Origin of the sequence: Cytobacillus purgationiresistens, from assembly GCF_030813235.1 — a bacterium.
GTDB lineage: Bacteria > Bacillota > Bacilli > Bacillales > Cytobacillaceae > Cytobacillus > Cytobacillus purgationiresistens.
This window is the reverse complement of record NZ_JAUSUB010000005.1, coordinates 27,672-50,307: the sequence shown is the minus strand read 5'-3', so window position 1 is coordinate 50,307 and position 22,636 is coordinate 27,672. Positions and strand designations below refer to the sequence as shown.

At 38.0% G+C, this 22,636-nt stretch carries 18 protein-coding genes and 1 pseudogene; 11 read left to right on the top strand and 8 right to left on the bottom strand.

Annotated elements, in window-relative coordinates; translation table 11 throughout:
* Nucleotides 1–109: 109 nt before the first annotated feature.
* The gene (locus J2S17_RS07260) at nt 110–1,024 is read left to right on the top strand and encodes a fumarylacetoacetate hydrolase family protein (RefSeq protein WP_307473349.1); all 915 of its coding nucleotides are present in this window, start codon (nt 110–112) and stop codon (nt 1,022–1,024) included.
* 10 nt (nt 1,025–1,034) lie between these two features.
* Entirely contained in the window at nt 1,035–2,186 is a 1,152-nt protein-coding gene (locus J2S17_RS07255; protein WP_307473347.1) for a homogentisate 1,2-dioxygenase, read from the top strand.
* A 103-nt stretch (nt 2,187–2,289) separates the two neighbouring features.
* Here J2S17_RS07255 and J2S17_RS07250 read toward each other — a convergent pair whose 3' ends face one another.
* A complete protein-coding gene (locus J2S17_RS07250) occupies nt 2,290–3,849 on the bottom strand; it encodes an ABC-F family ATP-binding cassette domain-containing protein (protein ID WP_307473345.1) in 1,560 nt (519 codons plus the stop codon).
* 168 nt (nt 3,850–4,017) lie between these two features.
* On the opposite strand from J2S17_RS07250, the gene J2S17_RS07245 reads away from it, so the two are divergent.
* The 3 genes from J2S17_RS07245 to J2S17_RS07235 all read left to right on the top strand — a co-directional run bounded on the left by J2S17_RS07245 (nt 4,018) and on the right by J2S17_RS07235 (nt 8,390).
* Nucleotides 4,018–5,343, top strand: a complete 1,326-nt coding sequence (locus tag J2S17_RS07245; RefSeq protein WP_307473343.1) for a methyltransferase domain-containing protein — start codon at nt 4,018–4,020, stop codon at nt 5,341–5,343.
* A 2-nt stretch (nt 5,344–5,345) separates the two neighbouring features.
* Nucleotides 5,346–7,943, top strand: a complete 2,598-nt coding sequence (locus J2S17_RS07240; RefSeq protein ID WP_307473341.1) for a polynucleotide kinase-phosphatase — start codon at nt 5,346–5,348, stop codon at nt 7,941–7,943.
* 90 nt (nt 7,944–8,033) lie between these two features.
* Nucleotides 8,034–8,390: an ABC transporter substrate-binding protein gene (locus J2S17_RS07235; protein ID WP_307473340.1), complete on the top strand. Its 357-nt coding sequence runs from the start codon at nt 8,034–8,036 to the stop codon at nt 8,388–8,390.
* 447 nt (nt 8,391–8,837) lie between these two features.
* Here J2S17_RS07235 and J2S17_RS07230 read toward each other — a convergent pair whose 3' ends face one another.
* The 3 genes from J2S17_RS07230 to J2S17_RS07220 form a co-directional block, all read right to left on the bottom strand.
* On the bottom strand, nt 8,838–9,257 hold the full coding sequence (locus tag J2S17_RS07230) for a Fur family transcriptional regulator (protein WP_307473338.1): 420 nt from the start codon (nt 9,255–9,257) through the stop codon (nt 8,838–8,840).
* 313 nt (nt 9,258–9,570) lie between these two features.
* Complete coding sequence (katA, locus tag J2S17_RS07225) at nt 9,571–11,028, bottom strand: catalase KatA (RefSeq protein WP_307473335.1); 1,458 nt, start codon at nt 11,026–11,028, stop codon at nt 9,571–9,573.
* Nucleotides 11,029–11,858: 830 nt separating this feature from the next.
* Entirely contained in the window at nt 11,859–12,401 is a 543-nt protein-coding gene (locus tag J2S17_RS07220; protein ID WP_307473333.1) for an NADPH-dependent FMN reductase, read from the bottom strand.
* A gap of 317 nt (nt 12,402–12,718) precedes the next feature.
* On the opposite strand from J2S17_RS07220, the gene J2S17_RS07215 reads away from it, so the two are divergent.
* Nucleotides 12,719–13,909, top strand: a complete 1,191-nt coding sequence (locus J2S17_RS07215; RefSeq protein WP_307473332.1) for a glycine C-acetyltransferase — start codon at nt 12,719–12,721, stop codon at nt 13,907–13,909.
* Between the two features lie 59 nt (nt 13,910–13,968).
* Nucleotides 13,969–14,910: an L-threonine 3-dehydrogenase gene (locus J2S17_RS07210; protein WP_307473330.1), complete on the top strand. Its 942-nt coding sequence runs from the start codon at nt 13,969–13,971 to the stop codon at nt 14,908–14,910.
* Between the two features lie 236 nt (nt 14,911–15,146).
* On the opposite strand, the pseudogene selD reads toward J2S17_RS07210, so the two are convergent.
* Together selD and J2S17_RS07200 are read right to left on the bottom strand one after the other, a co-directional pair.
* Nucleotides 15,147–16,192 (bottom strand): annotated as a pseudogene (selD, locus tag J2S17_RS07205) (selenide, water dikinase SelD).
* Nucleotides 16,193–16,323: 131 nt separating this feature from the next.
* On the bottom strand, nt 16,324–16,710 hold the full coding sequence (locus tag J2S17_RS07200) for an Hsp20/alpha crystallin family protein (RefSeq protein WP_307473328.1): 387 nt from the start codon (nt 16,708–16,710) through the stop codon (nt 16,324–16,326).
* 92 nt (nt 16,711–16,802) lie between these two features.
* Between J2S17_RS07200 and selA the strand changes: the two genes are divergently transcribed.
* The gene (selA, locus tag J2S17_RS07195; protein ID WP_307473752.1) at nt 16,803–18,215 is read left to right on the top strand and encodes an L-seryl-tRNA(Sec) selenium transferase; all 1,413 of its coding nucleotides are present in this window, start codon (nt 16,803–16,805) and stop codon (nt 18,213–18,215) included.
* Nucleotides 18,216–18,324: 109 nt separating this feature from the next.
* On the opposite strand, the gene J2S17_RS07190 is transcribed toward selA, so the two are convergent.
* Nucleotides 18,325–18,468 carry a small acid-soluble spore protein P gene (locus tag J2S17_RS07190; protein WP_307473326.1) on the bottom strand — a complete coding sequence of 48 codons (144 nt, stop codon included), beginning with the start codon at nt 18,466–18,468 and terminating at the stop codon, nt 18,325–18,327.
* 116 nt (nt 18,469–18,584) lie between these two features.
* Here J2S17_RS07190 and J2S17_RS07185 point away from each other — a divergent pair, with 116 nt between their 5' ends.
* Nucleotides 18,585–18,839: a hypothetical protein gene (locus J2S17_RS07185; protein WP_307473325.1), complete on the top strand. Its 255-nt coding sequence runs from the start codon at nt 18,585–18,587 to the stop codon at nt 18,837–18,839.
* A 30-nt stretch (nt 18,840–18,869) separates the two neighbouring features.
* Here J2S17_RS07185 and J2S17_RS28835 read toward each other — a convergent pair whose 3' ends face one another.
* Nucleotides 18,870–18,965, bottom strand: coding sequence for a hypothetical protein (locus J2S17_RS28835; protein ID WP_370874974.1), 96 nt, complete (start codon nt 18,963–18,965; stop codon nt 18,870–18,872).
* Nucleotides 18,966–19,332: 367 nt separating this feature from the next.
* Here J2S17_RS28835 and acnA point away from each other — a divergent pair, with 367 nt between their 5' ends.
* Together acnA and J2S17_RS07175 are read left to right on the top strand one after the other, a co-directional pair.
* Nucleotides 19,333–22,041: an aconitate hydratase AcnA gene (gene acnA / locus J2S17_RS07180; RefSeq protein ID WP_307473322.1), complete on the top strand. Its 2,709-nt coding sequence runs from the start codon at nt 19,333–19,335 to the stop codon at nt 22,039–22,041.
* 120 nt (nt 22,042–22,161) lie between these two features.
* On the top strand, nt 22,162–22,578 hold the full coding sequence (locus tag J2S17_RS07175) for a hypothetical protein (RefSeq protein ID WP_307473320.1): 417 nt from the start codon (nt 22,162–22,164) through the stop codon (nt 22,576–22,578).
* Nucleotides 22,579–22,636 lie beyond the last annotated feature (58 nt).

The following is a 22,636-nucleotide window of genomic DNA, read 5'->3' as shown; positions in this document are numbered from 1 at the left end:
TTAAGGCAAGACGGCAGAAAGGTTTAATCGATTGACTTAAGACCTCGAGCTCTTAGGCAATGAAGCTAGACCATGAAGCTAGATTGAAAAATGGAGGCGAGGTGATCGTATGAAATTCATAACCTTTCAACAAAAAGATAGTTCATTAAGAGCAGGCTGGATGAAGGATGAGCATTTTGTAGTAGATATGTTTGAAGCATCCGGAGGAAAACTGCCTCAAACTATGCTTGATTTCATTGAAAATCACAATTTATATATGTCTGAAATAAATAAGTTGAATAATCCGAAAAAAGGGATTTATCCGTTATCGAGTGTGAAATTAACAGCGCCACTGCCGAATCCAAAGAGTTTTCGAGATTTTTATGCATTTGAAGAGCATGTAAAGACAGCTAGAGAAAAAAGAGGGCTTGATATGATCCCTGAGTGGTATGAGCTTCCAGCATTTTATTATTCTAATCACCTTAATATAAAGGCTCCTAACGATTTTATTTCAAGACCGAAAAATTGCGAGTGGATGGACTATGAGTTAGAAATTGCTGTGATAATCGGTAAGGAAGGCAGAGATATTAAGGCAGTGGACGCAGAGGATTATATTTTTGGCTATTGCATTTTGAATGATTGGAGTGCAAGGGATGTTCAAAGAAAAGAAATGAAAGTAGGGCTAGGCCCAGCAAAAGGGAAAGATTTTGCTACATCGGCAGGTCCATATATTGTTACGAAAGATGAACTTCAGGAACATAAAGTTGGAAATGGTTATGATTTAATGATGACAGCTAAAGTAAACGGCACGCTGTTATCTGAAGGGAATTTTAACGATATTTATTATACTTTTGGTGAAATGATTGCAAGAGCATCAGAGGGAGTTACTTTATATCCAGGTGAAATCATTGGTTCTGGTACTGTAGGAACCGGTTGTATCCTTGAACTGGGTACTGATGTTCATCCGTGGCTGAAGCATGGGGATGAAGTCGAACTTGAAATCACGGGTTTAGGCAAACTAACAAACAAGATTTCAGATGAGTGAGGTGGATGAAATGTATTATCGGCAAATGGGAAAAATCCCGCATAAAAGACATACCATGTTTAAAAAGGAAGATGGCACTTTATTTAGGGAGCAAGTGATGGGAACAAAAGGATTTTCTGGGACTCAATCGATTTTATATCATCATTACATGCCGACAGAAGTAGTGAAAACAGAGTTGATTGGCAGTTATCTTCCGGAATATGAGGAGCAGGGATCTCTACGCCATCGCCTTTTACATACGGACCAAATTGAGAGAAAAGGCAATGCGCTTGATGCAAGAGAATATTTGCTTGGAAATGATGATTTGCTCATAGGGACAGCTAACATAACACAATCGATGGATAGCTTCTATCGCAATGGCGATGGTGATGAATTGTTCTATATTCATTACGGATCAGGAAAAGTAGAAACGATGTTTGGCACGCTTTTATACAAACCTGGAGATTATGTAATCATCCCAATAGGAACAATCTATAGACTGATACCAGATGATGATACGACGAAAGTATTATTCGTTGAATCGTTTAGCCAAATCACTACTCCTAGCAGATACCGGAATGAATATGGACAATTATTAGAGCATAGCCCGTTTTGCGAACGGGATATCCGAGGGCCTGAAACTCTGCAAACGTACGATGATTTAGGAGAATATGAGGTGATCACTAAGACCCGAGGATTCCTCCACTCGCATGTATTGAATCATCATCCTTTAGATGTGGAAGGATGGGACGGCTATTTATATCCTTGGATCTTCAATATTGAGGATTTCGAACCGATTACTGGCAGAGTTCATCAGCCGCCACCCGTTCATCAAACATTTGAAGGAAATCAGTTTGTGATATGCTCTTTCGTTCCAAGATTATTTGACTATCATCCAGAATCCATTCCAGCACCCTATTACCATAGCAATGTGAATAGTGATGAACTTCTTTATTACGTTGAAGGCAACTTTATGAGCCGGAAAGGCGTAAAGGAAAGATCAATCACACTTCATCCTAGTGGTATTCCCCATGGACCTCATCCAGGAAAGACGGAAGGAAGTATCGGCAAGAAAGAAACATTAGAGCTTGCAGTTATGATTGATACCTTCAAGCCATTAAAAGTTGTGAAAAATGCTTCTGCCATTGAAGATGGTCAATATATGTATTCTTGGGTAAAGTGAAGCTGCATTACTAGGGAAGTTAGCGATTGTACGTGGAAAATAAAATAAGGCACTTCATTTTACAGAAGTGCCTTAAATCAGTATTCAAGCTGGTAAAGGTTTATCAAGATTTATTTAGTTGTTCAGACCATTCTTCCACATTCCATACCTTCGTTACCCAATCTTCATAAAAGTCTGGTTCATGGCATACGAGAACAATCGTGCCTTTATACGTTTTCAGTGCGCGTTTTAATTCTTCTTTAGCTGTGATATCAAGATGGTTGGTTGGCTCATCAAAAAGCAGCCAGTTGCTTTCATTCATCATTAACTTGCTTAAGCGAACCTTAGCTTGTTCTCCACCGCTTAACTGGCTTAGTGGGCGGGAAATATGTTCATTTTTCAGACCGCATCTTGCCAGTGCTGCACGTACTTGATGCTGGTCTAATGATGGGAATTCATTCCAAACATCATCTATTGGGGTGATGTCTCCCGCTTTAACTTCCTGTTCAAAGTAAGACGGGAAGAGGAAGTCTCCTCGCTCCACTTTTCCGCTTATCGGGTTAATTTTCCCAAGCATTGTTTTCAATAAGGTCGATTTTCCGACTCCGTTACAGCCAACAATCGCAATTTTTTCACCTTTTTCAATGGTGATAGACATTTTCGGCAACAGCGCGTGTGTATAGCCGATTTCAAAGTTTTCACCTTCAAAAACATAACGGCTGCTTGAACGGGATTCTTTAAAGTCAAAGGTTGGCTTCATAGCTGTTTCCGGGCGATCAATTCTTTCCATGCGGTCAAGCTGCTTTTGCCTGCTCTTTGCACGGCCGGTTGTAGAGTAACGGGCCTTATTCTTCGCAATAAAGTCCTCTTGCTTTTTAATAAAATCTTTTTGTTTCTCATACGCATTGATGTGCTGATTCTTATTAATCTCAGCCAGCTCCAAAAACTTATCATAGCTCGCTGTATAACGTGATAACTTCGAAAATTCCAAGTGGAAAATTGTATTAGAAACACCATTCATGAATTCTGTATCATGTGAGATTAGCAAAAACGCATATGGATATTCTTTCAAATAATTGGAAAGCCAACCGATATGTTCAACGTCTAAATAGTTTGTTGGTTCATCAAGTAACAGTACTTGTGGCTGTTCAAGCAGAAGCTTGGCAAGCAGAACTTTAGTCCGCTGTCCACCGCTCAAAGCAGCAACATCACGATCGAGTCCGATAGCGTCTAAACCAAGGCCTCTTGCAGCATCTTCTATTTTTAAGTCGACTGAATAAAACCCGCCTGCATCAAGGGCATCCTGGATCGTACCCATTTGATCTAACAGTTCCTCTAGCTCCTCAGGAGTGGCATCTCCCATTTTTGCAGTTACTTCGTTTAGTTCCTTCTCTTTTTCAAATAAGGGAAGAAAGGCATCTCTCAATACATCTCGCATCGTTCTTCCAGGGGTTAGCGCTGTATGCTGATCCAAGTATCCGTAATGAACACTAGGTGTCCATTCAACCCGTCCGGAATCGTGAATCAACTGGCTAGTAATAATATTCATTAATGTTGATTTCCCAACACCGTTTGCACCGACCAATCCCACATGATCCTCAGCCAAAAGACGAAAAGAAACATCTTTGAATAATGTGCGATCTCCAAATGTATGACTTAATTTATCTACAGTTAATAAACTCATTGTTAGCGTTCCTCATTTCAAAAAATAATCATTATATTATGATACTAGATTTTCTAGCATTTAACTAGACCAAAGCCAGAAAAATGGTGTGTTTTCCATAAAAATTCATCGTGAGTATATTTAGAAAAAATGATATGATAATGTTAAATTTTGAAAATAGGTGAGGAAATGCAATTAACGATTCATGCCAAAGGGGATAAGGTAAACGTTTTATCGCATTTATTAGCGAAAAACCCTGAAAATTTATACGAGCGTAATCATAAAGGTCATATTATTCGTCTTTTTTATGACCGTTTTACTGATAATGAAGTGGAAGCAACTATCTATGCAGTTCCTGACCCGATTGTGTTGACTCGTGACCGCGCAAATACATACGATATTACGCATTATATAAATGATAGAGAATTTGCTGTCAGCAGCATTTTCTTGTCTTTTATCCGCTCCGCGCTGTCAACGGGACTGAATGGTTTGCCAAAAGATGAATATCGTGAATGGGTCGACCATGAGTTTGACTATACCTTTTCATTTGGACCCGTTTCTACAAGCTTGAAAGAGAAAGAACTAGAAGGTTTATTTGGACCACTGGGATTTGAATTGTCATTCATGTATCCTTATGGCAAAGGATCTCCACACTATCTAGTTTTAAAAGGAAAGACAACTTTACAAAGGGGGCTTCGTCAGCTATATGTCCTCATTCCAGTCATTGATAACTATAAGCATTATTATATAGATGAAAAGGAAAGAGAAAAGTTGGAAAGGTATGGTGAAGGGTGGCTTTCCACACATCCGCAGAAATCATTCATTATTCAAAAGGCTTTGCGGTTTAAAGAGTTATTTGCCAAAATGGAAGAATCAAATATTAACCCTAAGCCAGTGCCATCAAAGGATAAAGTGAGCTTAAATGTTCAGAGATATGAAAGAATAATCCAAATCATAAATGCTGCGGAGGACAAAGAAAGCATTGTTGATTTTGGCAGCGGTGAAGGGAAGCTTTCGACAAAGTTGGGATTTGTTAATGGCGTGAAGGAGATTCTTGCGGTAGAGCCGTCTGAACGAGAAACATTGAAAGCGTCAAAGAGATTTAATGAAGCGGCATCACACAATCAGTTTAATATGCCGCAAACGATATGGGGCTCCCTGTTTTATTATGATGAAAGATTAAAACATAAAGATGTCATGATTCTTTGCGAGGTTATTGAACATATTGATATTGACCGATTGAAAAAAGTAATGGATACAATACTTGGGCAGTATCAGCCCAAGCTGTTGATTATTACTACGCCAAACAGTGAGTATAATGAACGGTATGATCTTGGTCAGCATTACCGGCATGAAGATCATCGTTTTGAATTGACACGAACAGAATTCACCTCATGGTGTCATGAGCGTTCACATGGATATCCCTATCTTTGTTCTATATCCGGAATTGGGGATGAAGACGAAAAGTTTGGATCACCAACTCAAATATGCGTGTTTGAAAGGGAGGAGCTATGACAATGAATATCACATTGCCGTATACAGGTATCGTTCTTGTTATCGGACCTTCTGGAAGCGGAAAAACTACTTTACTTACTAAACTAGTAGAAGAAGGAATCATAGAATCTACGGAAATTACAAGCTCCGACGCCTATCGATTAGCAGTTGGAGATACAGATTTTATTAGTTGGAACCAGCATCCTCCTGATGAAGCAGATGTTCTCTTTCATCAGTATAAAAACCTTGCGGAAGAAGCGTTTAGGATGATGGATGCGAATATTGAAGCAAGATGTAGATTAAACAAAACAACCTTTGTCGATGCGACACATCTACAGGGAGAAGAGAGGAATAAATATATTAACCTCGGGCACAAGTACCATCTCCCGGTAACTGCCATTGTAATGGATGCAAAGGAAGAAACGGTGCTGCAAAGAGATTTACTCCGTAAGCAACCGAGAGGAAAAAGAAGGATTAAACAGCAATTTCAAACGTTTAAAAAAGAGAGAAAATCATTAAAAAAAGAAGGATTTTCAAGAGTTTATTTTATCAATGAACAAGAAGCTGAAAATCTGCAAATGAGCAGAAATAATCACCCACTTCTAATTGAAACCGGACCTGGCATCGATATAATAGGTGATGTGCATGGATGTTTTGCTGAACTTATGCTGCTGCTTGAAAAACTTGGATATGAAAAAAATGACGAAGGATTCTATGTACATCCTTTTGGGCGAAAGTTCTTATCACTTGGAGATATTATGAGTCGGGGACCAAGCTCATTAAAAACGATTCAATTTTTTATCAAGCATGTGCAGAATGGTTTTGCTTATATGATTGATAGTAATCATGGGTGGAAAATAGCACGTTGGCTTGACGGACGCGACGTGTCATTAAAGCATGGGGATGAGAAAACTGCTGAAGAGATAAACAGATGGTTGGCTGAATTAGATGAAATTCACCGGGAATCTGAAAAAACAAAAATGCGCGAGTTTTTGTTAAATGTGCCTTCTCATTATATCGTAATCAAAAATGGGATTCCTGTTTTAGTTTGCACCCATGCTGGAATAAAAGATGAATTTATTGGCAAACAATCTAAAGTTATAAGTGATTTTTGCAGGTTTGGTGATACAGATGGTTTTGATGAGAACAATCAGCCTATCAGAAAAGATTGGTTTACTCACCATCGAAATGGACAACTGATTGTTTGGGGCCATGATCCTAAACCTCAGCCACTGCTTGTGAACAACACAATTAATATTGATCAAGGAGTCGTTTTTGGAGGGAAGCTTACTGCCTATCGTTTTCCTGAGAAAACTTTTACTTCAATTCATGCGTTGGAAGATTATGCAGGAGAGGATCAAAATCCCCTTATAGAGTGGAAGGCAAAGAGACTTGATCCTCCCAATATAGGGAATTTCATAGATGGTTTTAAAGTTTTAACAGAAAACCATGGAGAAGTAAGAATCCATGCTGATTATGTAAAACCGGCTATCGACTTAATATCAACCTCAACGATTCCAATAGAACAGCTCGTTTACCTTCCTCCAACGATGAGTCCGGTGCCGATTGCTTCTAAACTGGAAGACTATTTGGAGCACCCGAAGGAAGCGATTGATTATTATCGTGCGAATGGAATACCTTCATTAATTGCAGAGAAGAAGCATATGGGCAGCAGGGCGGTTATCTTTCTTTTTAGGAATAAAGAAGAAGGACGTAAATATACCGGAATAGAATCTTTAGGGACGATTTACACCAGGACAGGGCGAAGGTTTTTTGACAAAGGAACTGAAGAAAACATTGTAAAACAGCTAAATCATGATTTACATGCTTCAAATTATTTTAATCAATATGGTACTGACTTCGTGCTGCTCGATGCCGAGATTATGCCATGGAACCTAAAAGCGAAAGATTTAATTAAAAATCAATATGAGTATGTTGCGCATCATGCACTTTTAGATAGAGAAATGCTTCAGAAAAAGCTTTCATCGGCTCTAGAATATAATAGCGAGCTTCAGCTTTGGTCTAAAGAGAATGAAATCAAATTAAGTAACGCTCGAACCTTTGAGCAAGTTTTCCAGAAGTATTGCTGGGAAGTAAAAGATACAAATTCTATCCAAATCGCTCCATTTCATATTCTGGCTCATAGCCATGAAACATTATTTCACAAGTCTCATCAATGGCATATGGAAATGAATCAACAATTGGCAAGCTTGTCAGATTTGTTTGTTAAGACAGAATATAAACTGATAGATAATGAGAGCACTGAGGAAGAAGTCATTAGATGGTGGGAAGAAATGACAAGAGACGGCCACGAGGGAATTGTCATTAAGCCAAGTGATTATATTGCAAAAAATAAAAACAAGCTCATACAGCCTGCAATAAAAGTAAGAGGGCGAAAGTATTTGCATATTATTTATGGAATGGATTACTTGCTGCCAGAAAATCTGCAAAGGTTAAAAGAAAGAAATACTGGGAAGAAACAAAAGCTTGCCTTGAACGAATTCTCATTAGGGATAGAAGGATTGAATCGATTCATAGCTGGTGAATCAATTGAAAGAGTGCACGAATGTGTCTTAGGTGTACTTGCAATGGAATCTGATCGAATAGATCCCAGATTATAAAAAAGATTAAATTCAGTTGAAAAGTCATCTAATAGAAATATTGGATGGCTTTTTTGAGATGTTGTTGTTAATACAACAAGGAACGATTCTGTGGGGGTAACAGGAAATGTCAACTACCATTATTCAATTGATAATCCAACAAATAATGAATTTGTAGCAAATTTTGAAAAGCGAAAAAAGAAGAAACCGACAAACTATCATGGAGAAGCTTATATTGCAGCAAAAATGCTTTTTCAAGCAATCGAAAAAGGAGATACAACTGAAACAAAAGCGATTATTAAAGCCTTAGAAGGTTTAACGTTTGATTCTATTTTAGGGGAGGTTGTAGTTAACGAAAAAGACCATCAGCTTCATCATCCTAATTATATGGGAACAGTGGTAGAGAAGGATGGCAATGCTGTGATTGAAATAAATTACACCTCGCCAATCGAAGACGCAAATAAATAATGATAAATGGTCTTTATGAACGCAATGGACCTAAGGCAATGCTTCTATAACAATTGTTCGTGAGGGCTGTATCCCATAGATGCCGTTCTCTTTTTTAGGCTAAGTGTTAAGTCATCCGTCTTTTATTGGAATGAAAAAGTTATAAAATTCATTTTGAAGTATTCATCAAATTAATGGATAGGGGGTGATGGAGGTAAATATAACTTATCGCGTAAAATGAACATGGAACATTTTTTCTCTTTTATTTAAAAAGAATAGAGAGAAGGTGTAATGATATGAGGAGTTGTTTGTGAACCTTCCCCCGGGCAAATTATTATGAAAAAGCCTTAACCTTTTTTATTTTAATTCCACATGCACATATTGTGCTATGTTTTAACTTTTTAATTTTTGAGTGGCAGATTGGGCATTTATTTCCTTCTTGCTCCATTGACCTATCACCTTCCTAATTCAGCTTTTTTCGTGACATTTTGGACATAAACCGTAAACTTCCATATGATGCTTTTGAATTTTGTACCCAGTTATGTTTGAAGCAATTTCTTCTACTTCAGTCAAGGCAGGGAAATTTAGATCGGCAATTTTTCCACAGGATTCACAAATCACATGATAATGGTTCGTTTTATAAAACTCATAACGACTAATTCCATTACCATAAGGGAGCTCATCAATGATACCAAGCTCAACAAACAGCTTTAGATTATTATAAATTGTAGCCAAGCTAATAATAGGAATTTCTTTTTGGATATCCTCTACAGTAGGGTGGCCTTCAAATAAAAACACAGCTGTTAGTATTTGCATTCTTTGCGGTGTGATTCTCAATCCCTTTCCTTTTAAGAAGAGAATGAGATTTTTTATTTGCTCTTCTTCCATAATTCCAACCTCATTTTAAGATAGAACGATGTACTAAATCGTTCTAACCGTATTAATAACCTCATTGATTAACAGATAACTTTTTGTAAAAGCTCAGAAAGTGACTTTATTAAAAAAAATAATTGTATAAAATAATCTGTATATTAAAATAATTATTTTCCAATTAAGAATAAGGTACTTTAATTGAGAATGGGAACTGTGTTACTTCTGTAATCATGCTTTCGAATGAACCTAATTGATAATAATGAGAATGGATGCCTTTAAGTTAGAGTACTTAAAGGCATCAGAATAAAGTGAGATAAAAATTTTAATATTATTTAACTAATTCTTGTGGTACAGATAAACCTAGACCTTCTGCTACGCGAGTTCCATATTCTGGATCAGCCTTGTAGAAATGTTGAATTTGACGAAGCTTAATGTCTTCTTTCTCAACTGGCTTCATTGCTCCAACTACGTTAGCAACAAGACGTGCACGTTCTTCTTCAGATAATAAGCGGTATAAGTCGCCAGCTTGAGTGTAATGATCATTGTGATCATACGGTGTTTGAGCTGCAGCACCAGAAACAGCAAATGGAGTCGTCTTCACTTCAGGTGTTTCGGTAGGGCCGCTAAAGCTATTAGGCTCGTAATATACTGAACCGCCACCGTTATTATCAAAGCGCATTGCTCCATCGCGGAAATAGTTCTTTGCTTCGGTTTTTGGGCGGTTAATAGGAAGTGCGTTATGGTTTGCACCTACGCGATAACGATGGGCATCCGCATATGCAAATAAACGGCCTTGAAGCATTTTATCAGGTGATGGCTCAACACCAGGCACCAGTGTTCCAGGAGAGAATGTTGCTTGCTCCACTTCTGCAAAATAGTTTTCCGGATTGCGATTCAATGTCATTTTACCAACTTCGATTAAAGGGTAATCCTTTTGTGACCAAACTTTTGTCACATCGAATGGATCGAAACGATAAGTATTAGCATCTTCTTCTTTCATGATTTGAACATATAGTGTCCAAGAAGGGAAGTCGCCTTCTTCAATTGCATTGAATAAATCTTCAGTATGATAATCTGGGTTTGATCCCGCAAGCTCTTCAGCAAGCTTTACATCAAGGTTTTTAATGCCTTGGTCTGTTTTAAAATGATACTTAACCCAAACAGCTTGACCTTCTTCATTTATCCATTTGAATGTATGTGAACCAAATCCATGTGTATGTCGAAGAGTTGCAGGTATGCCGCGATCAGACATAAGAATAGTTACTTGATGCAATGATTCAGGTGAAAGTGACCAGAAATCCCATACAGCTGTCGGGTTTTTTAAATGAGTTTTCGGATCTCTTTTTTGAGTATGAATGAAATCAGGGAATTTGATTGCATCGCGAATGAAGAATACCGGAGTATTGTTCCCGACGATATCATAGTTGCCATCTTCTGAGTAGAATTTAACGGCAAATCCGCGAGGGTCACGAACGGTATCAGATGAACCAAGCTCCCCAGCAACAGTTGAGAAGCGGATAAACATGTCAGTGCGTTTCCCGACTTCATTAAATAATTTTGCTTTTGTATATTTAGACATATCATTCGTAACTTCAAATACACCGTGTGCACCTGCTCCTTTAGCATGAACCACGCGCTCAGGAATACGTTCGCGATTAAAATGTGCAAGTTTTTCTAATAGGTATACGTCTTGAATTAAAGTAGGACCGCGATCTCCAGCAGTAATAGAGTTTTGATTGTCTCCTACTGGAGCTCCCCAGCTAGTTGTTAATTTGTTTTCACTCATTAAACTAATCACCTCATCTAAAATAATAGATTGCTCACAATGTAATGATAACATTTCTCAACCGAAAATCAATACTTTTTTATAATAATTATAAATAAAAAAGAATTTTAAAGAAGGTATCATTTTAATTATCTCTTTTTGATAAAAAAGAGACATACCTCTACTTGTGTGATAGTGCCTATCAAAATATGAGGCTGAAAGCTGAGGTGACATACTTTTTGATGTGAGAGAAAAACCGTATTCTAAGCTATTTTATTGCAAAAGAGAGGGATAAGAGGAGAAAAGCCTAGATTCTGAGCTGAGTCGTAGCAAAGGAGAGGGATAAGATGAGAAAAGCCTGGATTCTAAGCTCAATCGTAGCAAAGGAGAGTCATAAGAGGAGAAAAGCCTGGATTCAGAGCTGAGTCGTAGCAAAGGAGAGTCATAAGAGGAGAAAAGCCTGGATTCAGAGCTGAGTCGTAGCAAAGGAGAGTCATAAGAGGAGAAAAGCCTGGATTCCAAGCTGAATCGTAGCAAAAGAGAGGGATAAGATGAGAAAAGCCTGGATTCTAAGCTCAGTCGTAGCAAAGGTGAGGGATAAGATGAGAAAAGCCTGGATTCTATGCTGAGTCATGGAAAAAGAGAGGGATAAGATGAGAAAAGCCTGGATTCCAAGCTGAGTCATAGCAAAATAGAGTCATAAGAGGAGAAAAACCTGGATCCCAAGCTCAGTCGTAGCAAAAGAGAGGGATAAGATGAGAAAAGCCTAGAGTCCAAGCTCAGTCAAAGCAAAAGAGAAGAATAAGCTTAAAAAAAGAGAGCGACCATATCCGTACGCTCTCTGCTTAATGTTATTTCACTTTATTTACCCAACCGATATAATTTTCCACAACTTGATCGAGAAAATCGATTGTTTGCTCGTGTGTAAAGGTGCCAGATTCATTAAATTTATCAAGTGCTGATCCGATAAACACTTCATTTCCTGGCAGTGTGACTGCTCCGATACCGCCTGAATTTAATATTTGTCTAAGGTGCATTTGAGCTTTGGCAGTTCCTAGTACACCTGCTGATACGCCAACAATCATCGCAGGTTTATTCAACATCACTTTTTCAATTCTTGAGAACCAGTCGAGCGCGTTTTTTAAGAAGGCTGGTATCGAATGGTTATATTCTGGTGTAGCAAAGAGAAGGCCGTCACTCTCTAGAATTTTTGTTCTGATTTCCTTCACGATTTCTGGCGGATCTAATTCATTATCCTGGTTATACATAGGAAGTTTCTCAAGTGGAAGAATGTCGATTTCTACTTTCTCTTGATATCTTTCCTGCATAAAAAGTGTGAGTTTTTTGTTCAGTGAATCTTTACGATTACTGCCAACGAATGCTGCAATTTTCATCTTTTGTCCCTCCAAATATGTAATTGATAACTTGTAAATTTTAGCACAACAAAGAAAAATTAATCATTTTAATGCTTAAAGTAATCCATTTTTCTGATTTTAAATGAACATAAAGAGAGTTAATTGGGTAAAATATGAAGAATTTAACTTCATTTTCATGTCCGCTATATATGTACATTCTCTGGAAATGTGTTAAAGTAGTATCTGTAAAACCTTACATAGCTTATTAAATATTGAAAATTAGTGTGCTTCTGAAAAGGACAATTGTACTTTAATCAGAAACTGAGAAATGTAAATCAATATGGGAGGTAATTTATATGTCAAGTAAAACATTAGACTTATTCTTAAATGAAAACCTGGAGGATTTAAAAGGGAAGGGTTTATACAATGAAATTGATCCATTGGAAAGTCCAAATGGGCCGATGATTAAAATAAATGGAAAAGAATTAATTAACCTGTCTTCAAATAATTATCTAGGCTTAGCAACTGATGAGACCTTAAAACAGGCTGCAAAAACAGCGATTGATAAATATGGTGTGGGTGCAGGGGCTGTGCGAACAATCAACGGAACATTAGATATTCATATTAAGCTTGAAGAAACCCTTGCCAAGTTCAAACATACTGAAGCAGCGATTGCTTATCAATCGGGATTCAATTGTAATATGGCTGCAATATCTGCTGTGATGGATAAAAATGATGCCATCCTTTCTGATGAATTAAATCATGCCTCAATCATCGATGGATGCCGTTTATCAAAAGCAAAGATCATTCGTGTCAATCACTCTGATATGGAAGATTTAAGAGCGAAAGCAAAAGATGCTACAGAATCAGGAATATATAATAAAGTAATGGTGATTACAGATGGCGTTTTTTCAATGGACGGAGATATTGCGAAATTACCTGAAATTGTGGAAATAGCTGAGGAATTTGATCTGATCACTTATGTAGATGATGCACATGGCTCAGGAGTATTAGGTGATGGAGCTGGAACAGTTAAACATTTTGGCCTATCTGATAAAATTGATTTTCAAATTGGTACTCTCTCAAAAGCAATTGGTGTAGTAGGCGGATATGTTGCTGGTAAACAAGAATTAATTGACTGGTTAAAAGTACGCAGCAGACCATTTTTATTTTCTACATCATTAACACCTGCTGACGTGGTAGCGAGCACAAGAGCGATTGAAATGTTGATGGAGAGCACTGAACTCAACCAAAAGCTTTGGGAAAATGCAGATTATCTTAAGGACGGATTGAAAAAGCTTGGTTTTGATATCGGAGCTAGTGAAACACCAATTACTCCTTGTATCATTGGTGACGAAGTTAAAACACAAGAATTCAGCAGGAAGCTATACGAGGAAGGCGTTTATGCTAAATCTATCGTATTCCCAACCGTTCAAAGGGGAACAGGCCGGGTTAGAAATATGCCTTCTGCTGCTCATACAAAAGAAATGTTAGATAGAGCAATTGAGATTTATGGGAAAGTTGGAAAAGAACTAAAGATTATTTAAATATCAGCAGGATAAAACAGATAACCTTTTTAAGGTAGGGGAAAAGGCAGGGGAAAGCAATGAAAAGAATTATGATTACAGGAGCACTCGGTCAAATTGGTTCGGAGTTGACCTTAAAGCTTAGAGAGATATACGGTACTGATGAAGTGATTGCTACGGATATTCGCAAAAATGATTCAGAGGCAGCCATATCAGGTCCATTTGAAATGGTCGATGTAACGGATGGCAAGACAATGCTTGAGGTCGCAAAAAAACATAACGCAGACACAATTATCCATATGGCGGCACTATTATCTGCTACTGCAGAGGCAAATCCAGTGTTTGCATGGAATCTCAATATGGGTGGATTAATGAATGCATTGGAAACCGCTAGAGAAATGGATGCAAAATTCTTTACACCAAGTTCTATCGGTGCATTTGGTCCGTCTACACCAAAGGATCTTACACCGCAAGATACGATACATCGCCCGACTACAATGTATGGTGTAAATAAGGTTGCCGGCGAATTATTATCTGATTACTATCATCATAAATTTGGTGTTGATACAAGAGGATTGCGCTTTCCAGGATTAATTTCTTATGCGACTCCTCCAGGTGGTGGAACTACTGATTATGCGGTAGAGATTTATTATGAAGCTATTAAGAATGGGAATTATACGTCATATATCGATAAAGGCACTTATCTGGATATGATGTATATGCCTGATGCATTGAATGCAATTGTTCAATTGATGGAGGCTGATCCTAGGAAACTTCTTCATCGCAATTCATTTAATGTAACTGCTATGAGCTTTGAGCCGGAAGAGATTGCTGCAGAAATTCGCACGCATATTCCTGCTTTTGAACTGCAATATAATGTTGATCCAATTCGCCAAGGTATTGCTGACAGCTGGCCTAATTCAATTGATGCGACGGCTGCGATGGAGGAATGGGGATTTAAAGCGGATTATGATTTAGGGAAAATGACTACTGATATGTTAGAAAAAATTAAGAACAAATAATTTGGGTAAAGTCGGCTGTTTACAGTCGACTTTATTTATTGAATGAGGGTGAGTGTAACAAAGCCTGCAATGATTATTTTCTAAACACGGACCTTACCACAAATAATAAGCATGAAGGAACTAGGGTAAATACCAAGGTGAATTTCATATAAGGACATGATTCTAGTGCAATCTATCAGGGGACTCTTTATGAAACTGAATAAGCCGGCTTATAATAGCCGGCTTATTCTTGCCATTTATAGTTCAATATAAATCAGCTTGTCCTGTTTTACGGATACTCTGCCAATGATAGCAGCGTCGGCATTGCCTGACTCTTTTAATGCATTTAAATATTCATTCGCTTCTGTTTCCGACAATGCGACTAGAAGACCTCCTGAAGTGATTGCATCACAAAGGATTAATTGTTCTTCTAGTGAAATTTGTTGATATTCAACATCATTTTGCAACCATTTATGATTGGATTTTGTACCTCCAGGGATTACACCTTCTTTCGCCAATTCGAAAGTCCCTTCGATCATAGGTATGGAAGCATAATCAATATGGATACTCACATTGCTTCCTTTTGCCATTTCACTTCCGTGACCAAGTAAGCCAAAGCCAGTTACATCTGTAACTGCATGAGGTAGGAAGTCAGCACTTCTGCAGCTACTTTATTCAAGGAAGCCATTATTTGCGTAACTTGCTGTTCTTGTTTTTCAGTCACTTGGTTTCGTTTGATGCCAGTTGTAATGATACCTACGCCTATAGGCTTTGTTAACACAAGTACATCACCTGGCAAGGCACCAACATTTTTCCACACTTTTTTCGGGTGCACAATTCCTGTGACAGAGAGTCCGAATTTAGGCTCTTGATCATCTACAGAGTGACCACCTACTGTGAGTGCACCAGCTTCCTTCACCTTATCACCAGCACCGCGAAGTATTTCTGAAAGCATGTCCGCTCCTAATTTCTTCACAGGGAAACCGACAATATTTAATACTGTTTTTGGCTGTCCGCCCATTGCATACACGTCACTTAGGGCGTTTGCTGCAGCGATTTGTCCGAACATATACGGATCATCTACGATCGGGGTAAAGTAATCAATGGTTTGTATTAAGGCAATCGAATCAGTTAATTGATAGACACCTGCATCATCTGAAGTCTCATGGCCAACTAGCAATTCAGGCACAGGTTCTTGTTTTGGTAATAAGCGCAAAACTTGCGCTAAGTCCTCAGGACCAATCTTGCAGCCTCAACCGGCTTTAGTAGATAATGAAGTCAAACGGATGTTCTCATCACTCATAATCGCTCACCTCCAATATGTATCGATGAAAATCATATCATAGAAAAGGAGGAAGAGGAAAACTTAGATGCAATAATATAATATTATTATGTAAACTAAAAATGTTAAAAGCAGAAAGCAAATGCTTTCTATTATTGTATTGGTAATTGTCTGCACTTGCCTGATCCTGTTAGTTGTTTGGAAATATAAATCTCAAGAATGTTGTTGTTAAGCTTTGCATATGCAGCTTTATCAGCCACTTTGAATGGGAGTTCAATACTTCTTTTGATTGGGGGATCATCAGTTGACTGTTTGTTTGCATTGATGATAACGTTCTCATTTTCAATATGAACCTTTATAGTAGAGGGATCGAAGTCTGTTAAGAGTGCTTCAATGATGATGTCATTATCTGTTTCAAATAAATCAATCCGGAAAGTAACTTGATCTATATATGAGGTAAGTGGATCAAGAAAAAAGTTTTCCATCCATTTTTCAACATCAGTTAAATTAAATGATTCTTTGTCATCTTCCTTGTTCATAATAAAACCCCCCTTTTACACTATATGTTATTCAACAATGAAAAATGGGTGATAGATGGTATAATAACGATGCATTGACTGGAGGATTGATTGTGAAGAATAAGATGAGACATATTCCACCTATCCATGAATTTCAAAAGGATGAAAGGTTTAGTCAATTATTGATACAACACGAAATAAATGAACAAGGGTTAACCAGCAAATTAAAAAGCGCTATTCAACTGGTGAGACAGTCAATATTAGATAATGGCTGGGAAGGACCAGAACCAGATAGTGCAGCTTTTAAAAATCATATTTTCAATGAACTGGATTCTTCTATTAATAGGATGGTTCAATATACGCTAAGAAAAGTCATTAATGGCACAGGAACTATCCTGCATACCAACCTGGGCAGATCAAGGTTAAGTAAAAGAGCGATTGCACATATGTTAGAAATCGCTGGGAGCTATTCAAACCTTGAATATAATATCGCTGAAGGACGAAGAGGTTCTAGACATGATCATATAGAAGGCATGATTAAGCAAGTAACTGATGCAGAATCAGCTATGGTAGTTAATAATAATGCCGCTGCCGTTTATCTTATTTTGAAGGCGTTAGCATCAGAGCGGGAAGTCATTGTTTCTAGAGGACAGCTTGTTGAAATTGGCGGTTCCTTTAGGGTTTCTTCGATAATGGAAGAAAGCGGAGCAAATCTTGTTGAGGTCGGGACGACTAATAAAACGCATATCGAGGATTATCAGAAAGTAATAAATGAAGAAACAGCCATGATTATGAAAGTACATACAAGCAATTTTAAGGTGATTGGATTTACCCAAACAGTAGAAGCAAATAAACTCGCCCAATTGGCAAGTGAAAACAATATTTTATTTTATGAGGATTTAGGAAGCGGAGTACTCTCCGACCTTAGTGAGAATGGCACGGGTCAAGAACCAGTTGTCAAAGAGGTCATAGGGATGGGCGCGGATATTGTTTCCTTTAGTGGTGATAAGTTGCTAGGAGGACCTCAAGCAGGGATCATTGCCGGCAAGAAGAAGTTTATCGACGTATTAAAAAAACATCAGCTTGCACGTGTTCTGCGTGTTGATAAAATGACGTTAGCTGCACTTGAAGGGACGCTGATAGACTATGTAAAAGGCAATCAAGCGATAAACAATATTCCCGTTATTCGAGATATCCGCGTTTCCAGGAAAGAGCTTCAGCTGCGGTCGGAAAGGTTTATTCGTAAGTTGCATGCCTTAACATCAGGTTTTATTACTTCCATTGTTGAAACAACTGGAAAGGTAGGAGGCGGTGCCATGCCTGAGGTTGAACTGCCATCAATCGCGGCTGCAATTAAACATCAGCGATTTTCCGTTGAGGAAATGGCTAACTTTTTACGAGTAGATACCGCACCCTCTATTATTGTCAGAATCCAAAAAGCAGAGATATTAATTGATTTAAGAACGGTTAGCGAGGAAGAAGAGGAAGTAATATTACTGGCGTTAACGACTTTGTCAAAAAAATAATACGCTTCTTTAGTGATTAAAATAAAGTTTGAAGTGACTAAGAAATTTGAGAATCAATGAATAATAAATTATACGGCTGCCCTTAATCATTAAGGGCAGCTAAATTCATTTACATATCATGATGAGAATGGTTCTTTTGTCTGGAATGATTGCGATTCTTTACTTTTTTAGAACCGCTTAAAGGTGCAGGCTGCCCCGGATTATCACCCTTTGGTGCATTTTTTCTCATATCTTTTCCATCGTTCTTATTCATGGTCATCCCTCCTCTTTTTTAGGATGGAATAGCTTAGGGTTTTTATGCAGTATATTTTAATGGGAAATGTACAATTTAATAAGGATTAATAAATTAATAAATAAGGAGGTAAATCTATGCCTTACCATAAAAATAAACAGCAAGCCTTTCAAGCTGCTCAGCAGGGAATGGAGGATGCTGAGGAGATATATAGTGAAATGAATCAAGATTCGGCAGATTACGGACATCAGTTGAAGCATTTGCAACAAGAAATAAATGAAGCGTCACAACAAATCGAAAACGCATTAGCGGTAGCATCAGAACATGAACGTGCTCAGCTTGAACAATTTCAGGCTGATCTCAATACCATCATCAGCAAATTGGATCAATGAGAAAAGGAAGCGTCTTATCGCTTCCTTTTCTCATTGATTCTTTTTCTTCTTTTTATTATTTTGTTTTTGTGCTTCAGCCAAAGGCTCATTTACATTCTGGGTTTTACTGATATGTTTTTTAGACATGGATGTCACCTCCGCTATTAGCATTGCAGAAATCAGTTAGAATTATGTTGAAATATGGAGAAATAACTTTTTAACCACAACGCAAAAAGTTTTACTGAAATAGTATTAGTATAAGAATCATTTATGTGTCTAATTGAAAATCACTATCATTTAGATGCTTTTTAAGCTTAAAAATCAAAAAACGTTATTTATCATAAGAAAAACTTATCGAAAACAATAACTTTCTTGTTATTTACTTATGTAGAAGGTTGTATTATTATAGGAATTGTGAGAAAAGTGAGGATGGGTAAAAATTCAAACTTTTCGACTTTTTCCTATTAAATGTTTTATTATGAAATGTGTAGTTCGAATTAGGGGGTAATATTATATGGCAAAGAATGATGTTTTTAATGCCCGTAAGTCGTTCGATGTAGACGGGAAACGCTACCATTATTATGACTTAGCAGTACTTGAAGAGGCTGGAATAGGACAGGTATCTAAATTACCTTATTCAATTAAGGTTCTATTAGAATCGGTATTACGTCAATATGACGGTCGAGTAATTACTAAAGAGCATGTTGAAAACTTAGCAAAATGGGGAACAGCGGATGTAAGAGAAGTGGATGTTCCATTTAAACCTTCCCGCGTTATCCTGCAAGACTTTACAGGTGTACCAGCAGTTGTAGATTTAGCTTCATTAAGAAAAGCGATGGCTGATATGGGCGGAGATCCTGATAAAATCAATCCGGAAAAACCGGTTGATCTTGTTATTGACCACTCAGTACAAGTTGATAAATACGGTACGCCGGATTCATTAGAAGCTAATATGGTACTTGAATTTGAACGTAATGCTGAGCGCTACCAATTCCTTAGCTGGGCTCAAAAAGCATTTGATAACTATCGTGCTGTTCCACCAGCAACTGGTATCGTTCACCAAGTAAACCTTGAGTTCTTGGCAAATGTTGTTCATGCAATTGAAACAACTGAAGGTGATTTCGAAGCATTCCCAGATACTTTAGTAGGTACAGATTCTCATACTACTATGATTAATGGTATCGGTGTTCTTGGTTGGGGTGTTGGTGGTATTGAAGCAGAAGCAGGTATGCTTGGACAGCCTTCATATTTCCCAGTGCCAGAAGTGATTGGAGTTAAATTAACAGGTGAGCTTCCTGATGGAGCAACTGCTACTGACCTTGCGCTAAAAGTGACTCAAGTGCTTCGTTCTCACGGAGTGGTAGGGAAATTCGTTGAATTCTTCGGCCCAGGTGTAACAGCGCTTCCACTTGCAGATCGTGCAACAATCGCAAACATGGCTCCAGAATATGGCGCAACTTGTGGATTCTTCCCAGTTGATGTGGAATCACTTGACTATATGCGTTTAACTGGTCGTTCTGAAGAGCAAATCAAAGTAGTTGAAGAATATTCTAAAGCTAACGGATTATTCTTTGATCCAGCGTTAGAGCCTGTATACACTAATGTTGTTGAGATTAGCTTAACTGGAATTGAAGCCAACCTTTCAGGTCCAAAACGTCCACAAGATTTGATTCCTCTTTCTGCAATGAAAGAAGAATTTAACAAAGCAATTACTGCTCCTCAAGGAAACCAAGGATTTGGTTTTGATGAGAAGGAAATCAATAAAGAGGTCACTGTTAACTTTAAAAATGGTGATTCAACAACGATGAAAACTGGTGCTGTTGCAATTGCTGCAATCACAAGCTGTACGAACACTTCCAACCCTTATGTACTTGTAGGAGCTGGGTTAGTAGCGAAGAGAGCGGTAGAACTAGGCTTGGAGGTTCCGAAATTCGTTAAAACTTCATTGGCTCCAGGATCAAAAGTAGTAACTGGTTATTTAAATGACTCAGGATTGCTTCCATACCTTGAGCAGCTTGGATTTAACCTAGTAGGTTATGGCTGTACAACTTGTATCGGTAACTCAGGTCCGTTAAAGGAAGAAATCGAAGAAGCAGTTGCTGACAGTGATCTTCTTATAACATCTGTATTATCTGGTAACCGTAACTTTGAAGGACGCATCCATCCACTTGTGAAAGCAAACTACTTGGCTTCACCGCCATTGGTTGTTGCTTATGCTCTTGCTGGAACGGTTGATATCGATCTTCAAAAAGAATCATTAGGTAAAGACAAAGATGGCAATGATGTATTCTTCAAAGACATCTGGCCAACAACTGAAGAAATAAATAAAGTCGTAAAACAAACAGTTACACCTGAATTGTTCAACAAAGAATATAAGCATGTGTTTGATGATAATGCGCGCTGGAATGAAATCCAAACAAGCAATGAGCCTTTATATTCTTTCGATGAAACTTCAACTTACATTCAAAACCCGCCATTCTTTGAAGGGTTAACACCAAATGCGGATAAAGTGAAGCCTTTAGCAGGGTTAAGAGTGGTTGGTAAGTTCGGTGACTCTGTTACAACAGACCACATTTCTCCTGCAGGTGCAATCGGAAAAGATACACCAGCTGGTAAATATCTTCGTGAAAATGGGGTAGAGATTCGTGATTTCAACTCTTATGGTTCTCGTCGTGGAAACCATGAAGTGATGATGCGCGGTACATTTGCAAACATCCGTATCCGCAACCAGGTTGCTCCAGGTACAGAAGGCGGATACACAACTTACTGGCCAACAGGCGAAGTCACTTCTATCTATGATGCTTGCATGCAGTATAAAGAAGATGGCACAGGCCTAGTAGTATTAGCTGGTAAAGACTACGGTATGGGGTCTTCACGTGACTGGGCTGCCAAAGGTACAAACCTTCTAGGCATTAAAACGGTTATCGCTGAAAGTTATGAGCGTATTCACCGTTCTAACCTAGTATTAATGGGTGTTCTTCCATTGCAATTCAAGGATGGAGAAGGCGCAGAAGTACTTGGCCTTACTGGAAAAGAAACAATCGATGTACAAGTGGATGAAAGTGTAAGACCACGCGATTTTGTAACGGTTACAGCAACAGATGAAAAAGGTAAAGTGACTACTTTTGAAGCGCTTGTTCGTTTTGACTCTGAAGTTGAAATTGATTACTATCGTCATGGCGGTATTCTGCCAATGGTGCTTCGTGATAAATTAGTTAACTAATTGTCAATCGTAAAAGGCATTGTGTGATTTACTCACACAATGCCTTTTTTGTTCTTTATTTTAAGTTAGACCAATCTACAATGGTATGATACAGAAAAGATTTTAAATGGAGGAAAGCAAATGGATGTGTTTTTACTTGGTCCTTTTCTAATTAAAACAGAGTGGATATTAATTATCTTTGCTGCAGTGATTGCGGTTTTTATTTTACTGCTCCATACAAAGGATGATCAATCATTCCGAGCTGAAGCATTTAATACAATAACCAATATGGTGCTAATTTTCTTCGGAACTTATAAATTAAGTGCAGTACTCTTCTATTCCAACCTGATATTTGATAATCCAAAGGCTTTATTGTTTTTAACTGGCGGATTGAAAGGAGTATTATTAGGAGCAGCAATCGCCTTTCTTTATTTTACTTGGAAGATGCTGAGAAGCAAATGGCCCTATAGGAGCTGGGCATACATTTTTATTTATGGCAGTGTATCATTTCTCATTGGCTACTGGTTTATTCGAACGCTATATTTTCTTGTGTTTTAGGCACACTAAAGAATAAAAATGTAGCGAAAGGATGAATATCTTTGTTTAAAAAATGCCT

What these genes read in the sequence shown, in the direction of transcription:
- J2S17_RS07200 (WP_307473328.1), bottom strand. Translation starts at nt 16,710, where the DNA reads ATGAACAAGGAAGATGACAAAGAATCATTTAATTTAACTGATGTTGAA.
- J2S17_RS07190 (WP_307473326.1), bottom strand. Translation starts at nt 18,468, where the DNA reads ATGAATAAGAACGATGGAAAAGATATGAGAAAAAATGCACCAAAGGGT.
- J2S17_RS07175 (WP_307473320.1), top strand. Translation starts at nt 22,162, where the DNA reads ATGGATGTGTTTTTACTTGGTCCTTTTCTAATTAAAACAGAGTGGATA.
- J2S17_RS07240 (WP_307473341.1), top strand. Translation starts at nt 5,346, where the DNA reads ATGAATATCACATTGCCGTATACAGGTATCGTTCTTGTTATCGGACCT.
- J2S17_RS07230 (WP_307473338.1), bottom strand. Translation starts at nt 9,257, where the DNA reads ATGGAAGAAGAGCAAATAAAAAATCTCATTCTCTTCTTAAAAGGAAAG.
- J2S17_RS07215 (WP_307473332.1), top strand. Translation starts at nt 12,719, where the DNA reads ATGTCAAGTAAAACATTAGACTTATTCTTAAATGAAAACCTGGAGGAT.
- J2S17_RS07185 (WP_307473325.1), top strand. Translation starts at nt 18,585, where the DNA reads ATGCCTTACCATAAAAATAAACAGCAAGCCTTTCAAGCTGCTCAGCAG.
- J2S17_RS07255 (WP_307473347.1), top strand. Translation starts at nt 1,035, where the DNA reads ATGTATTATCGGCAAATGGGAAAAATCCCGCATAAAAGACATACCATG.
- acnA (WP_307473322.1), top strand. Translation starts at nt 19,333, where the DNA reads ATGGCAAAGAATGATGTTTTTAATGCCCGTAAGTCGTTCGATGTAGAC.
- J2S17_RS07220 (WP_307473333.1), bottom strand. Translation starts at nt 12,401, where the DNA reads ATGAAAATTGCAGCATTCGTTGGCAGTAATCGTAAAGATTCACTGAAC.
- J2S17_RS07250 (WP_307473345.1), bottom strand. Translation starts at nt 3,849, where the DNA reads ATGAGTTTATTAACTGTAGATAAATTAAGTCATACATTTGGAGATCGC.
- J2S17_RS07245 (WP_307473343.1), top strand. Translation starts at nt 4,018, where the DNA reads ATGCAATTAACGATTCATGCCAAAGGGGATAAGGTAAACGTTTTATCG.
- katA (WP_307473335.1), bottom strand. Translation starts at nt 11,028, where the DNA reads ATGAGTGAAAACAAATTAACAACTAGCTGGGGAGCTCCAGTAGGAGAC.
- J2S17_RS28835 (WP_370874974.1), bottom strand. Translation starts at nt 18,965, where the DNA reads ATGTCTAAAAAACATATCAGTAAAACCCAGAATGTAAATGAGCCTTTG.
- J2S17_RS07260 (WP_307473349.1), top strand. Translation starts at nt 110, where the DNA reads ATGAAATTCATAACCTTTCAACAAAAAGATAGTTCATTAAGAGCAGGC.
- J2S17_RS07210 (WP_307473330.1), top strand. Translation starts at nt 13,969, where the DNA reads ATGAAAAGAATTATGATTACAGGAGCACTCGGTCAAATTGGTTCGGAG.